We start from the raw sequence: 15030 nt of genomic DNA on the forward strand, positions 1-15030 counted from the left end.
GTGAGCAGGTCCTCACATTGGGGGGCGGTATCCCGGCGGCCCCCGCATCACCCGCACCTGATGGCCGTGCCGGCTCCGGCGCGGCCATCGGTGTGCGCCCCCGGACGCGATCACCGTCACATCGTCGCCGCCCCGGCCCGGGCCTCCCCATGCGTCGATCGTGGTCTACTGAGAGGAAGTTGAACACGTTCAACATCGGGGAGGACGTCATGGGGCTGACCGAGTGGGCGCGCGTGCTCGTCGCCGTGCTGGTCGGGCTGGGCATGCTCGTGGTCGTACCGCTGGGACTGCGCCTGATCCCCGGTGCGTGGCCCGCCGGCCGGCTCCCGTGGTGGTTCGCCGGGGCCGTGCCCGGCGCCGCCTCGCTCTGGCTGCCGCGCGGGCCGGTGACGGCCGGGCTCGCCGCGCTCTACCTCCTCGTCACGCTCGCGCTGCTCGCGCGCGCCCGGCCGCGGCTCGGCGTCGCGGCGTGCACGGCGCTCGCCACGCCCGCGGTGGCGGCGAGCGCGCTGGTGGCGGAGCGCGCGGGGTATCAGCTGCTGGGCTTCCGCCTCGACGTGCTGGCGCTGACCGAGGCGCACCTGCACTACGCCGGGTTCGCGGCGGCGCTCGTGGCCGGGCTCGTCGGCGCGTACGACGGCGGCAGCCGTGCCGGGCGCGGCGCCGCGCTCGCCGTGCCCGCGGGTACGGGGCTGGTGCTCGCCGGCTTCTTCGTGGGGGAGTGGGTCGAGCTCGCCGGGGCCGCCGTGCTGACGGCCGGGATGTGGCTGGCCGCGTGGACCACGCTGCGCACGGTGCGGCCCGCCATCGCGGATCCGCTCACGCGGGCGCTGCTCGCCGTGTCGGCCGCGGTCCTCGCCGTGACCATGCTGCTCGCGCTCGACTGGGCGCTGGGCCACGTGACGGCCGTGCCCCGCCTGTCGCCGTCGTGGATGGTCGCGACCCACGGCGTTGCCAACGCGCTCGGGTTCGCGTTGTGCTCGGTGCTGGCCTGGCGGCGGGTCGGTGCGTTTTCTTGACTCATTCCAGAAAACCCGGAAGACTACCGGGCGTCTTTCGTACTGCCTATCACGCGACTTTCGCGCCGGATTCCGAGCCCCAGGAGAACACCGTGGGAAGTGACAGCAACGGTCTCATCTCGAGCGAGGCGCCCGTCCGCCCGCCGAAGGCCCGGTCCAACAAGGACTGGTGGCCCAACCAGCTCGACGTGAGCGTGCTGCACCAGAACTCGCCCGCCGCCGACCCGATGGGCGGCGGCTTCGACTACGCGGCCGAGTTCACCAGCCTCGACCTCGCCGCCGTGAAGGCGGACATCACCGAGGTCATGACGACCTCGCAGGACTGGTGGCCGGCCGACTACGGCCACTACGGCCCGCTGTTCATCCGGATGGCCTGGCACAGCGCGGGCACCTACCGCATCACCGACGGCCGCGGCGGCGCCGGCTCGGGCGAGCAGCGCTTCGCCCCGCTCAACAGCTGGCCGGACAACGCCAGCCTGGACAAGGCGCGCCGGCTGCTGTGGCCGGTGAAGAAGAAGTACGGCAAGAAGCTGTCCTGGGCCGACCTCATGGTGCTGGCCGGCAACTGCGCGCTGGAGTCGATGGGCTTCGAGACCTACGGCTTCGGCGGCGGCCGCGCCGACGTGTGGGAGCCCGAGCAGGTCAACTGGGGCACCGAGGACACCTGGCTCGGCGACCAGCGCTACCACGGCGAGCGCCAGCTCGAGAAGCCGCTCGCCGCGGTGCAGATGGGCCTCATCTACGTCAACCCCGAGGGCCCCAACGGCAACCCCGACGCGCTCGCCGCGGCCCGGGACATCCGCGAGACGTTCCGCCGCATGGCGATGAACGACGAGGAGACGGTCGCGCTCATCGCCGGCGGCCACACGTTCGGCAAGGCCCACGGCGCCGCGTCCCCGGACGGCCACGTCGGCCCCGAGCCCGAGGCCGCTCCGCTGCAGGAGATGGGCATGGGCTGGAAGAACGGCTACGGCTCCGGCAAGGGCGGCGACACCATCACCAGCGGCCTTGAGGGTGCCTGGACGCCGACGCCGACCAAGTGGGACAACAGCTTCTTCGAGACGCTGTTCAGCTTCGAGTGGGAGCAGACCACCAGCCCGGCCGGGGCCAAGCAGTGGAAGCCGACCGACCCGGCCGCCGGTGACCTGGTGCCCGACGCGCACGACGCCGGCAAGCGCCACGCGCCGATGATGCTCACCACCGACCTGGCCCTGCGCGTCGACCCGGTGTACGAGGAGATCTCGCGCCGCTTCTACGACAACCCGCAGGAGTTCGCGGCCGCCTTCGCCAAGGCCTGGTTCAAGCTGACCCACCGCGACATGGGCCCGCTGCGCAACTACCTCGGCCCCCTGGTGCCGGCCGAGCCGCTGATCTGGCAGGACCCGGTGCCGGCGGTCGACCACGAGCTGATCGGCGCGGCCGACATCGCCGCGCTCAAGGCCACCATCCTCGGCTCCGGCCTGTCCGTGGCCGAGCTCGTCGCCACCGCGTGGGCGTCGGCCTCGACGTTCCGCGGCACCGACAAGCGCGGCGGCGCCAACGGCGCCCGGGTTCGCCTGGCCCCGCAGAACGCGTGGGAGGTCAACGACCCCGACCAGCTGGCCCGCGTCCTGCGCACGCTCGAGGGCATCCAGCAGGAGTTCAACGCCGGCGGCAAGCGCGTCTCGCTCGCCGACCTCATCGTGCTCGGCGGCGCCGCCGCGGTCGAGCAGGCCGCGAAGGCCGCCGGGGTCGAGGTGGAGGTGCCGTTCACGCCCGGCCGCACCGACGCGACCGCCGAGCAGACGGACGTCGAGTCCTTCGCGGTGCTGGAGCCGACGCACGACGGCTTCCGCAACTTCCTGGGCAAGGGCCACAGCCGCCCGGCCGAGCAGCTGCTGGTCGAGCGCGCCCAGCTCCTGCGCCTCACCGCGCCGGAGATGACCGTGCTGGTGGGCGGCCTGCGCGTCCTGGGCGCCAACACGGCCGGCTCGGCCCAGGGCGTCTTCACCGACCGCCCGGGCGTGCTGTCGAACGACTTCTTCGTGAACCTGCTCGAGTTCGGCACCACCTGGACCCCGACCTCGGACGCCGAGGAGTCCTTCGAGGGCCGCTCCGACGACGGGGCCGTGCGCTGGACCGCGAGCCGCGTCGACCTCGTGTTCGGCTCGAACTCGGTGCTGCGCGCGCTCGCCGAGGTCTACGCCAGCGACGACGCCGCGGAGAAGTTCGTCGCGGACTTCGTGGCCGCGTGGAACAAGGTGATGACGGCCGACCTGGCGTAGTCACAGGCTGCTCGTCGCTCGCGCAGTCACGGCCTGGTCGTCGCGAAGTCACGTGGAAGGGCCGCCGGGCATCTCGCCCGGCGCCCCCGCACGTCGCTCGTCCGGACCGCACGTCGCTCTCCCGGACCGCACGTCGCTCGTCCGGACCGGGCGGCGCTCGTCCGGACCGGGCGGCGCCGGGCGGGGCGGGCGGCGCCGGGCGGGGCGGGCGGCGCCGGGCGGGGCGGGCGGCGCCGGGCGGGGCGGGCTGCCGAACCAGGACGACCAGGTGGTGCTGAGCCTGCTCGCCGTGAACCTGGTGCGCAGACGGCCCGCCCAAAGGCACCCCGCGAAACTTTCAGGTCCGACCAGCGCCGATGCCCGGCCCTGGGCCCGGGCGTTGACGGCCGGTCCGGGCGCGGCGGGACACTCGCCCGCGTGGAGATGGTGGTGGCGTTCGCGGGCGACGGCGGCGGGGTCGAGGAGCTGACCTGGGGGCAGCGCGACGTCTGGGACCTCATGCGGCGCACCGGCCGGACGATGAACATCGGCGGCACGGTGCCGGCCGCCCCGGGCGACACGGTCGAGCACCTCGCCGGCCTGCTGCGCTTCATCGTGAGCCGGCACCAGGCCCTGCGCACGCGTCTCGTGAGCACCGGGGCGCACACGCCGCCGCGGCAGGAGGTGCACCGGTCCGGCGAGATCGCGATGGAGCTCGTCGCCGCCGGGGCGGACGCGGCGGTCACGGCGGAGGCGCTGCGCGTGCGCTACCAGACTACGCACTTCGACCCGTTCGGCGAGTGGCCGGTGCGGATGGGCGTCGTGGTCGACGGTGCGCGGCCGACGCACGTGGTGCTCATGTACTACCACGTCCTCGTCGACGGCTTCGGCATCGACGCGATCGTGCGCGACCTCGCGAACCTCGCCGACCCCTCGGCGCCGGTGCTGGGGGTCCGGCCGCTGGAGCTCGCCGCGCGGCAGCGCGAGACCGCCGCGCTGCGCCAGAGCGAGAAGGCGCTGCGGCACTGGGAGCGCCAGCTCGACCGCGTCCCGCCCCGCCCGCACCCGGAGCCGGCCGATCCCGGCCTCGGCGCGCCGCGGCACTGGGAGGTCGTGTGCTCCTCGCCGGCCCTGGCCCTCGCCGTGCGCGCCGTCGCCGCCCGCACCGGCCTCGCCTCCGGCCCGATCCTGCTCGCGGCGTACGCGACCGCCCTGGCCCGCGCCACCGGCATCGCGACCGCCGCGGTGCAGATCGTGGTCAGCAACCGGTTCCGGCCCGGCTTCGCGGAGGCGGTCACGAGCCTGCGGCAGTTCGGCCTCTGCGTGCTGGGCACCGACGCCCCCTTCGACGAGGTCGTCGCGCGGTCCTGGGCGGCGATGCTCGCGGCCCTCAAGCACGGCTACTACGACGGCGCCGCCGCGGGCCGCGACCTGGAGGCCTGGTCGTGCTACCTCAACGACCGCCGCCGCGGCACCGACGACCCCACCGGCGAGCCGCCCACGGCCGGGGCGATCCGCGCCGCCCAGGCCGAGGGCAGCGTGCGCTGGGGCGTGCGCGAGGACACCTACGACGGCACGTTCTACCTGCACCTGGAGGACGAGCCGGGGCGCATCGCGTACACCCTGTGGGGCGACACCCACCGCTATGCCCCCGCCGTCATCGAGCGGTGCGCGCGCGACCTGGAGACGGTCGTGATCGAGGCCGCCCTGGCCCCGGCTACCGTGGGGGCGTGAGCGACGACGACACCGGGTGCACGCTGACCGTCTGCCGCGACTGCTGCTGCGGCAGCGCGGCCAAGCATCCGGGGGTCGACCACACCGCCCAGCTCGACGGTCTGCGGGCCGCGCTCACGCCGCGGCACCGGGTCCGCACGAGCCTGTGCCTGGACGTGTGCGAGCAGTCCAACGTGCTCGTCGTGCACCCGGCCCCGGCCGCCCGCCGCGCGGGCGCCCGACCGGTCTGGTTCGGCCTGGTGCTGGCCGAGGAGATCGTGGCGGACGTGGTGCGGTGGGTGGACGCCGGCGGCCCCGGCGTCGCCGAGCTGCCCGCGACCCTGGAGCTGTCGGTGATCCCGGGGCGGGCCGTCGGACCGGCCGCGATCGGATAGATTGCCGTCATGGCGGCGCGGTGGACGGTCCCGGCCGGGCTCGGCGTGCTCTGGCTGGCGGCGGTCGCGCTGCTGACCCGGGACGTCCTGGCCCGCGTGGTCGAGGTCGCCGGGCCGGACGCGGTCACCGGCCGCCTCGAGTTCGTCCTCGCGGGGGTGCTCATCGCCGGGCCGCTCGTCGTGGCCGGGGTCGCGGCCGGGCTGCGCGTCGCCCGCCTGCCGCAGGTCGCGCTCGTCGTCGCCGGGGTGACCGTGCTGCCCGCGATCATCCTGAGCCTCAACGGCTCCCGGCAGCTGGCGACCCCCGAGCCGGAGCCGACCCGGGGGCGGCAGTGCGTCGTCTTCAGCGGCGGCACCAACACCTGCCCCGGCGGCTGAGTGGCGGGACCCGAGCCGGAGCCGACCCGGGGGCGGCAGTGCGTCGTCTTCAGCGGCGGCACCAACACCTGCCCCGGCGGCTGAGTGGCGGGACCCGAGCCGGAGCCGACCCGGGGGCGGCAGTGCGTCGTCTTCAGCGGCGGCACCAACACCTGCCCCGGCGGCTGAGTGGCGGGAACGGCCCGGTGACGGTACAAGATGTCATGGACTGGACCGTCATCCCGCCGCTGCTGCTCGCCCTGCTCCTCGGGGCCGTCGTCGGCCTGGAGCGCGAGATCGGCGCCCAGCCCGCCGGCCTGCGCACCCACATGCTCGTCGCGGTCGGCGCGGCGCTGTTCACCGCGGCCGGCTTCGAGCTCGGCGCCGACCGGACCCGTATCGCCGCCCAGGTCGTGACCGGCATCGGGTTCCTGGGCGCGGGCGCGATCTTCAAGGAGGGGGTGAACATCAGCGGGCTGACCACGGCCGCCTCGCTGTGGGTCACCGCCGCGATCGGCCTGGCCAGCGGGTTGCGGCTCTACTGGGCCGCCGTCGTCGTCACCGCCGTCGCGCTCGCCGCGCTGTGGCTGTTCAAGGTGGCCGAGGCCAACTGGCTGCCGGACCGGCACCGCATCCGGATCACGCTGACGCTGGCGCCCGACCACGCCCTGGACGAGGTCGAGCGGGCCGCGGTGGGGACGCTGCCGACGGCGCACGTGCTGCGCATCGACTACGCCGGGCACGACCAGTCGATCGTGCTCACCGCCCGCGGGGACAACGACACCTCGCTGTCCGCGATCGCCGAGGCGCTGCGGCGGCTCGACGGGGTGCAAGGGGTCGAGATCTCTCGCTGAACGCTCTCGCGCGTACACGTACCGTCGCTAAAGAAGATTTAAGAACGGACTTGGCAAAAAACGTAATCGAGTCTGGTCATGGGGCCTGACAACGATCTTCCAGAGAGCGCTCTCTAAGTTTTCCTTTGGTCTCTTGAATGCGCATACGAGCCCTTTGAATACTGGCCGCGGCACCCGAGCCGGCAGAGAAGGATCGACATGCCCAACGCGAGAACCCGCCTGAGAACCCGTGTCATCGTCGCGGCCGCCGCGCTCGCCGTCGCCGCCGGCGCCGGCGGCGTCTACATGGCGACCGCGAGCGCGGACGAGAGCACGGCGCCGAAGCTCGAGGCCGAGAGCTTCTCGGCCCAGTCCGGCGCGCAGACCGAGAACACCCGGGACACCGGCGGCGGCAAGAACGTCGGCTGGCTCGCCGACGGCGACTGGCTGCAGTACGACAACGTGACCCTCGGCGGCGCCGACCTCAGCGTCCGCATCGCCGCCCAGAACAAGGCCGGCGGCTCCATCGAGCTGCACCTGGGCTCGCCCACCGGCCGGCTGCTGGCCACGTTCCCGGTCGCGTACACGGGCAACTGGCAGTCGTGGAGGACCGTCACCGCGACGGCCACCTCGGTGCCGGCCGGCAAGCAGACCGTCGTGGCGGTCATGAAGAGCGCCCAGCAGTGGGACTTCGTCAACATCAACTGGTTCACGCTCGGCAGCGGCGGCCGCCCGCCGGCCACGGCCACTGTCGCGCCGCCCACCACCGCCGCGCCGTCGCCGACCAGGGGCAACCCGACCTCGACGCCCACCGGCGGCACGGGCACCGGCACCGCCGGCTGGGTGGACGTCGACCAGGCCGCCTGGCAGCAGCAGGTCGCGGCGTTCAACAAGCTCCAGCAGCTGCCGGTCCCGGCCGGCACGACCCGCGTCTCGGAGTTCCACACCGACTGCTCGGTGTCGGGCGAGGCGCCGGACGACCCGATCGTGTTCCCGGGCCTGGCGGGCGCGTCGCACATGCACACGTTCTTCGGCCCGAAGGTCACCGCGACCAGCAAGCCGGCCGACCTGTTCGGCGAGACCACCAACTGCAACGCCCCCGGCGACAACAGCGCCTACTGGGTGCCGCAGCTGCAGAAGAACGGCCAGCCGGTCAAGATGAAGAGCTTCCGGGTGTACTACGGATCGCGCCTGCCCGACCCGTCGGTCACGATGCCGTTCCCGCCCGGGCTGGTCATGATCTCCGGTGACGCCAAGCGCCAGGTCGCCACGCCGAAGGGCGCGAACGGGCAGTTCTGGTGCGCGGGCAGCGCCGAGGTCGGCCGCAGCGCCGACGGCAACTGGCCGGTCTGCGCGGCCGGCGGCAACCTCATCTTCCAGCTGACCTTCGCCGACTGCTGGGACGGCAAGCACATCGACTCGCCGGACCACAAGTCGCACATGGGCAACGCCGTCAACGGCAAGTGCCAGGGCGACTACCCGGTCGCGATCCCCAACCTGTCCTTCATGGTCAACTACGACTCGCTGGGCGGGGACGGGCTGGCGCTCTCCTCCGGCATGGCCTCCTCGATGCACGGCGACTTCATGAACGCGTGGAAGCCCGAGAACCTCGGCCCGCTTGTGAAGGTGTGCCTCGACGCCAAGGCGAAGTGCGGCACCACCCCGTCGTTCACCGGCGGCTGATCCGCGACCCGCTCCACGCCGCCGCGGGCCGAAGTTTCATCTCCAGGAAACCCAGCTCGCGGCGGCGGGGGGTAGTGTCCCGTCATCTTCGACGACATCGATCCCTTCATCGGCACCGCCGCGACCGACCTGCCCCCCGCCCGGGGCCTGGCCGGCACCTGGTGGTGGCCCAAGCCGCAGGTCGGCAACACGCACCCCGGTGCCACCTCGCCCCTGGGCATGGTCTCCGCCTGTGCGTACTCCGGGGCGTACCCCACCGGCTACGGACGGTACGCCAAGAACACCGAGGGGGTGCCGGAGCTGCTCTTCGACCGGCTCCAGGCCTCCGGGTTCACCCACTTCCAGCAGTCCGGCACCGGCGCGATCCGCAAGTACTACAACTACGTGCGCGTGACCCCGATGGTGCAGCAGCTCGACGCGCTCGGCGAGGCCTGGCCGCTGCGCGACGAGGTGGCCGAGGCCGGGTACTACGCCGCGACCCTCGGCACCGGCGTGCGCTGCGAGATCACCGTGGGCGAGAAGGTCGCCGTGCACCGGTACACCTTCCCGGAGAGCAGCAGCGCCCGGATCGTCATCGACCTGTCCTGCGGCGGCCTCGCCATCGACCTGGGCCGCACGGTGCCGCTGCGCGCGCAGGCCGAGAGCCTCGGCCACGGCCGGGTGCAGGGCACGGTCGACATGGAGGGGGTGCCCCTCTCCGTGCACGCCGAGGTGGTGAGCCGCGGCTGGCGGCAGATGCTGTGGTACGACCGCCGCCTCATCGACGGCGGGACACGGCTCGATTTCGACAGCATCCGCCACACGACCCTGCGCCCGTTCGGCATGCTGTTCATGGGCCCCACGCGGGCCGGCCAGACGGTCGAGATCCGCCTCGGCTTCTCCCTGCGCGGCTGCGACCAGGCGGCCCGCAACCTGGAGCGGGAGTGCGGGCCGGCCGGCGACGCGTTCGACCGGGTGCGCGACGCGACCCAGGACCGCTGGCGCGAGCACCTCGGGCGGGTGCGGGTCGACGGCGGCAGCCCGGCCCGGCGCACGGTGTTCGCCACCGCGATGTACCACTCCCTGATCAAGCCGTGTTTCGCCGACGACGAGAGCCCGTTCTGGCCGAACTCCGGCCCGTTCGCGTTCGACGTCTGCACCATGTGGGACATCTACAAGACCCAGCTGCCGCTGCTGGCCGCGGTCGCCCCCGAGCGCTCGGCCGACCTGCTCGAATCGCTGATCCGGGTCTGCGAGGAGGAGGGCAACTTCCCGATCGGCTACCGCATGGCCCGCGGCGCCGACCGCTTCTTCCGCCAGGCCAGCGCGCTCGCCCACACCGTGCTCGCCGACGCCCACGCGCTCGGCACGGCCCCGCTGGACTGGAACTGGGCGCTCGTGCACATGGTCGACGACCTGCGCCGGATGTACGGCGAGGACTTCTTCGAGCACGGCATCGTCCACCCGATCAGCCACACCCTCGACCTCGCCTACGCCCACCACTGCACCGCCAAGGTGGCCCGCGCCCTCAACGACGTGCACCTCGCCGAGGACCTCGAGCGGCGCAGCCGGCACTGGATCAACGCCTTCGACCCGGTCACCGGCCTGCTGCGCGACTCGGAGTTCTACGAGGGCGGCAAGTGGAACTACTCGTTCCGGCTGCTGCACGACATGGCCGCCCGGATCGCCCTCGGCGGCGGCGACGAGGAGTTCGTCGGCAACCTCGACAGGTTCTTCGGCTTCGGCGCCCCGGCGGTCACCCGGCCGGGCCGCCGCCCGCCGCCCGCGGAGATGCTCGCCGGCTACGCGCTGAACCGGTTCGAGGGCCTCAACAACGAGCCCGACATGGAGGCGCCGTGGGCGTACCACTACGCCGGGCGTCCCGACCGGACCGCCGAGATCGTGCAGGCCGCGCTCACCTGGCAGTTCGGCACCGGGCCGGGCGGGCTGCCGGGCAACGACGACTCGGGCGGGCTCAGCTCCTGGTACGTCTGGGCGTCGCTCGGGCTCTTCCCGGTGGCCGGGCAGAACCTCTTCCTGATCAACGCGCCCGCCTTCGAGCGCTCCGCCGTGCGCGTCGGCGACCGGGAGTTCATCGTGGAGACCAGCGGCCACCGATCGACGCCCATCGGCGCGGACGGGCTCGACGGTGACCCGGCCCCGCAGTACGTGCAGTCGGTGAGCCTCAACGGCAAGCCGCTGGACGCCACCCACATCAGCGCCGCCGAGATCCATCGGGGCGGCCGGCTGCACGTGCGCCTCGGCCCGGAGCCCTCCGGGTGGGGCCACGACCGCCGGCACCGGCCCCCGTCGGCGTCCGACCACGTGCTCGCAGCGAAGGAGACCAGGTGACGTACATCAACCGCCGCCTCGTCATCGTGGTCCGGGCGGACCCGGTGATCTGCGGCCACTCCGGCGAGGCGCGCAACCTCGCGGAGGTCGCCCTCCAGCGCGGCTTCGACGACGTCCGGCTGCTCACCTGGCCGATCGGCGCGCTGCAGGCGGCCGGGCTGCCGCTCAAGCCGCTCGACCGGCTGCTGCCCTACAGCCCCGGGATCACCGTCGAGCGGCCGGAGCCGGTCGGCGACTACCGGGTGCCCGACGGCCGCTACCTCGCCGGGCTCACCGGGCGGCTGACCGAGCTGCTGCTGGAGCCGGTGCCGACCACCTGCCTGTCCATGTACCTCGTCCCGCACGCCACCGTCGTGGCCGACGCGGTCGCGGCCGTGCGCGCCGCCGGCTTCAACCCGGACGTGCGCACCGTCGCCAAGGCCGTCGGCTCCGACGTGACCAACGTGATCCGCTCCTGCCTGCGCGACGGGCGGATGGGCGCGGCGATCGCCCTGTTCACCACGTTCCTGGGCAACGACGAGCTGGTGGCGGTGTCGCAGTACACCCGCGACGAGATCATCGCCGCGGCCGAGCAGGTCGACGCCCGCTGCGGCACCCGCTTCGCCGAGCAGTGCCGGCTGCGGGTTACCATCGGCTATCCGCCGATCGACGCCTCGGCCTACCTCGACCTCGATCCCGCCGCCGTCGACCGGGCGCTGGCCCGGCGCGGGCTGGAGCGGGACGGGTACATCCTCTTCCTGTCCCGGGTCGCGCGGGCCAAGGGCATCCACGACCTCGTGGCGGCGTACCGGCGCATGCGCTGCCGTCCCGCCGTGAAGCTCGTCGTCGCCGGCACCGGCCCGGCCCTGGAGGAGATCCGGGCCCTGGCCGCCGGCGACGAGCGGATCGTGTTGCTCACCGACGTCGACGACGCCGAGAAGCCGCTGCTCATGCGGGGCTGCGCCGCGTACGCGCTGCCGACCCGGCCCGAGCCCGACTTCGTCGAGACGTTCGGCATCGCCCTGACCGAGAAGATGCTGGCCGGCGGCGGACCCGTGGTCACGACGCTCACCGGCGGCACCGGCGAGGCGGTCGGCGACACCGCCGTGATCGTCGAGCCCTTCGACGTGGACGGGCTCGCCGCGGCGCTCGACCGGGTGGTGCTGGAGATGCCGCCGGCCGAACGGGCGGAGCGGGAGACGCGGGCGCGGGCCCACGCGATGGCGTTCGAGCGGAGCGCGGTCTTCGATCGCCTGTTCCCGGATACGGTACCGTCCGTCCGGTGAACGATTACCGTGCGCTGGGCGAGGCCGCGTGGGCGTGGGTGCTGGAGCAGGTGCGCTCGGCCGACGGGCCCTGGCTGCCCACGACCGTGCCCGGCGACATGGCCGACGACCGGGACTCGCTCTACGCCGGGATCGCCGGGCTCGCGCCGGTGCTCGCGGAGATCCGGCAGTATCGCGCGCTCACGGCGGCCGAGGAGGACCTGGCCGCCGGCATCGTCGCGCGGCTCTCCCGGGAGGTCCCGTCCCGCACGGACGTGTCGCTCTACGACGGGCTGGCCGGGGACGTGACGGCGCTGCGGCTCCTGGCGCCCGGCTCGGAGGCGGTCGCCGTCGCGCGCATCCTGTCGTTGCCGTCGCCGGAGTACCACGACATCATCTCCGGCACCGCGGGCGTGCTGCTCACGCTGTCCTGGCTGGGGCTCGGCCGCCCGTCGGCCGCCGCGGCCCTGGCCGAGGCCGGCGACGAGGCCGAGGGCGGGCTCGACTGGCGGATGAAGCCCGGCTACCCGTCGAGCAGCCCGAACTTCTCGCACGGCACCGCGGGCGTCGCCGCCGCGCTGGCCCTGGCCGGCCGCACCGACGCCGCCCGGCGCGGGGCCGAGCATCTCCTCGCGATCGCCGACCTGTCCGGCGGCGGGTTCGTCGTGGAGCACACCATTCCGCGCTCGAAGCGGGAGGTGGAGCCGGTGACCTTCACCTGGTGCCACGGGCCCGCCGGCACCTCGCACGTCTTCGCCGCCCTGGCCCGCGCGGGCGTGCCGTCGGTCGGCGACCACACGGTGGCCGACCTGCGGCGGCGCTGCCTGCACTCGACGCTCACCTCGGGCATCCCGCAGCGGCTGCGGCCGGGCTTCTGGGACAACGACGGGCGCTGCTGCGGCACCGCGGGCGTCGGCGACATCCTGCTGGACGCGGCCCAGTCCCTGGGCGACGCCGAGTACCTCGACGGCGCCCGCACGATGGGCGACGCCCTGGTGTCGCGGGCCGTCGACGGGCGCTACTGGCGCTTCATCGAGTACCGCATCGAGGAGCCGCTGCTGCCGCCGGGCACGACCTGGATGCAGGGCGCGGCCGGGATCGCGGCGTTCCTGCTGCGCCTGGCCCGTGTGTCGCAGGACGGGCTCTCGGCTCCGGTCGTCGACCGCCCCGACCAGTACTTCGCCGTCCCGGACGAGCTGCGCGTGTCGCTCAGGGGCCTTCCCGGCTCGACAACGCCAGCCGGGCCAGCTCGGCCCGCGTGACCCGGACCCGGCTCGTGTCGTGACCGCCGGCCGCGGCGATCTGGTCGGCGAGGTCGTGGGCGGTCGCGAGGCGGTGCCGCCGGCGCCGGCGGTCCCGCCGGCCGCCCCCGGCGCGGTAGCGGCGGCGCTGCCTCCAGCCGCCGGCCAGCGCGTCGAGCTCGGCGGGGGTCAGCACGCCGGTGTCCACCTCGGGCTGCATGACCGCCCGCATGGCGTCGCGCTCCGGGCGCACCGCGACGTGGAAGACGGCGATGACGATCGCGATCGCGGCCAGGGCGATGACCACCATCAGCACGATGACGACCAGGCCGTCGCCGCCGCTGAGCACGGTGGTGGAGTCCCACAGGAAGTGCAGCACCATGGCGGTCAGCATGAGGACGGGCCCGAGCACCGGGCGCCGCCGCTGCCCGGGCGTGCCGAGCAGGTAGACGAGGCCGGCGCAGAACACGGCGCTGTAGAGGATGTGCGACGAGAAGCCGGTCAGCAGCCGCAGGGCGTCGGTGTGCAGGCTGCTGGCGAGCTGGTGGCTGCCGAACTCGTCGGGCGCGGACCGCAGCGCGTAGAGGACGTCCTCGACGATCTCGAAGCCCAGGCCGGTGAACGCGCCGAGGATGAAGCCGTCGTAGGCGGTGCGTACCACGCTCGGGGCCAGGAACATCAGCAGGAGCACGCCGCTGCCCTTGCCGAGCTCCTCGAAGACCGGCGCGGTCAGCCCGGCGCCCCAGTCGAGGGAGAACTCCTGGCTGACCAGCTTCTGGTACAGGTGCAGCATGCTGGTGTTGGCGTGCACGGCGATGGTCCAGGTGGCACCGAGACCGCCCCACACGAAGCCCGCGATCACCAGGCCGCGCGGCTGGCGGGAATAGCGGTCGATGCGGGCCGTGAACCACCACAGCAGCAGCCCGTAGGCCGCGAAGATCAGGGAGCTGGTGGCCAGGGCCGGCCAGTACACGCGCACCTGCGAGTCGACCAGGTCGTAGGCGTACCAGCACCCGTAGCCGACCACGCCGGCGTAGACCCAGAAGCACGCGTTGCGGGGCTGCCACAGGCTGAACCCGTTGCCCCACCCGGTCCGCTCGATCGCCTCGCGCCGCGCCGCGGTGGTCATGCGCTCCCTCCGTCCTGCGCCGGCCGCACCGAGCGGATCATGCCCGTGATCGCCGGCGCGGAGCTGACGTCCACCGTCGCCGGGCCCAGGACCTCGATCTCCACCCCGGTCCGGCCGAACACGAATGCGGCCACCAGCCCCCTGGTGTGCGCCCCGTCGACGTGGGCCGCCACCCCGCGCCGGCCCGAGCCGTTGAGGATCGTCCACGCTCTGCCGGTCACCCGCGGGTCGCCGTTGCCCCGCAGGCCCGCGTCGGTCCTGCGGATCTGGTCCAGCAGCTGCGCCGGCGTCCCGTCGTAGCGGTCGGCGGTCACTGTGAACCGGGCGCCTTCGTAGGTCACCGAGGCCCGGTTCGGATAGCCCGCGCTGCCGGCGGAGCGGCGCAGCCCGCTGACCAGGTTCGCGCCGGCCGCCGGGCTGAACTGCACGTCCGGACCGACCTGCACGACGTCTCCCGCCCGCACCGGGTCGTGCACCGGCACGGCGGCGTCGACGGCCGGCAGGATCCCCAGCGCGAGCGCCACCAGCAGCGCGACCAGCCCGGCCGGCACCAGCGCCCGGCGATCCAGCCCGAGGAACCGGCGCTCGACCGGCACCCAGCGCTCGCGGCGGTGGCGGTGGCGGCCCGGGCCTGGTGCCGCGATGTGCGTCATGGAGCCTCCCAACCGGGCCGCCCATCGGCGGCGCCGGGTGACGATCACGACGCTACCAGCCGAATTGTCGGTTTCGCGGCTTCGGTCCGGGGCTCGGACCGCACGGCCGCGGGTAGCCGCCGTCGACGTCAGGCTTCTGCCCGGTTCCCGGCGGTTCCTGGTTCTGGTGGCTGGGGTTCAGGCCGCGTA

At 73.7% G+C, this 15030-nt stretch carries 12 protein-coding genes; 10 read left to right on the forward strand and 2 right to left on the reverse strand.

Annotation, left to right across the window (positions count from 1 at the left end):
- Positions 1 to 179 precede the first annotated feature (179 nt).
- The 10 genes from ACQP1P_RS17595 (at position 180) to ACQP1P_RS17640 (ending at position 13080) form a co-directional block, all read left to right on the forward strand.
- A complete protein-coding gene (locus ACQP1P_RS17595) occupies positions 180 to 1019 on the forward strand; it encodes a YndJ family protein (protein ID WP_433087746.1) in 840 nt (279 codons plus the stop codon).
- Complete coding sequence (katG, locus tag ACQP1P_RS17600; RefSeq protein WP_433087747.1) at positions 1016 to 3283, forward strand: catalase/peroxidase HPI; 2268 nt, start codon at positions 1016 to 1018, stop codon at positions 3281 to 3283. Before ACQP1P_RS17595 ends, katG begins: the two co-directional genes overlap by 4 nt.
- Positions 3284 to 3706: 423 nt before the next feature.
- The gene (locus ACQP1P_RS17605) at positions 3707 to 4996 is read left to right on the forward strand and encodes a condensation domain-containing protein (RefSeq protein WP_433090036.1); all 1290 of its coding nucleotides are present in this window, start codon (positions 3707 to 3709) and stop codon (positions 4994 to 4996) included.
- Positions 4997 to 5019: 23 nt separating this feature from the next.
- Positions 5020 to 5370, forward strand: a complete 351-nt coding sequence (locus ACQP1P_RS17610; RefSeq protein WP_433090038.1) for a hypothetical protein — start codon at positions 5020 to 5022, stop codon at positions 5368 to 5370.
- A 9-nt stretch (positions 5371 to 5379) separates the two neighbouring features.
- Positions 5380 to 5748, forward strand: a complete 369-nt coding sequence (locus ACQP1P_RS17615; protein ID WP_433087748.1) for a hypothetical protein — start codon at positions 5380 to 5382, stop codon at positions 5746 to 5748.
- Positions 5749 to 5933: 185 nt separating this feature from the next.
- Entirely contained in the window at positions 5934 to 6581 is a 648-nt protein-coding gene (locus tag ACQP1P_RS17620) for an MgtC/SapB family protein (RefSeq protein ID WP_433087749.1), read from the forward strand.
- A 198-nt stretch (positions 6582 to 6779) separates the two neighbouring features.
- Entirely contained in the window at positions 6780 to 8243 is a 1464-nt protein-coding gene (locus tag ACQP1P_RS17625) for a DUF1996 domain-containing protein (protein ID WP_433087750.1), read from the forward strand.
- Positions 8244 to 8390: 147 nt separating this feature from the next.
- On the forward strand, positions 8391 to 10574 hold the full coding sequence (locus ACQP1P_RS17630; RefSeq protein ID WP_433090039.1) for a glycoside hydrolase domain-containing protein: 2184 nt from the start codon (positions 8391 to 8393) through the stop codon (positions 10572 to 10574).
- Entirely contained in the window at positions 10571 to 11839 is a 1269-nt protein-coding gene (locus ACQP1P_RS17635; protein ID WP_433087751.1) for a glycosyltransferase, read from the forward strand. Before ACQP1P_RS17630 ends, ACQP1P_RS17635 begins: the two co-directional genes overlap by 4 nt.
- Positions 11836 to 13080 carry a lanthionine synthetase LanC family protein gene (locus ACQP1P_RS17640; RefSeq protein ID WP_433087752.1) on the forward strand — a complete coding sequence of 415 codons (1245 nt, stop codon included), beginning with the start codon at positions 11836 to 11838 and terminating at the stop codon, positions 13078 to 13080. Before ACQP1P_RS17635 ends, ACQP1P_RS17640 begins: the two co-directional genes overlap by 4 nt.
- Here ACQP1P_RS17640 and ACQP1P_RS17645 read toward each other — a convergent pair.
- The gene (locus ACQP1P_RS17645) at positions 13028 to 14188 is read right to left on the reverse strand and encodes a PrsW family intramembrane metalloprotease (protein ID WP_433087753.1); all 1161 of its coding nucleotides are present in this window, start codon (positions 14186 to 14188) and stop codon (positions 13028 to 13030) included. The two genes, ACQP1P_RS17640 and ACQP1P_RS17645, sit on opposite strands and share 53 nt — an antisense overlap.
- Positions 14185 to 14841, reverse strand: a complete 657-nt coding sequence (locus ACQP1P_RS17650; RefSeq protein WP_433087754.1) for a hypothetical protein — start codon at positions 14839 to 14841, stop codon at positions 14185 to 14187. Before ACQP1P_RS17650 ends, ACQP1P_RS17645 begins: the two co-directional genes overlap by 4 nt.
- Between the last annotated feature and the right edge of the window lie 189 nt (positions 14842 to 15030).

The organism is Dactylosporangium sp. CA-052675 (genome assembly GCF_050947935.1).
Lineage (GTDB): Bacteria > Actinomycetota > Actinomycetes > Mycobacteriales > Micromonosporaceae > Dactylosporangium.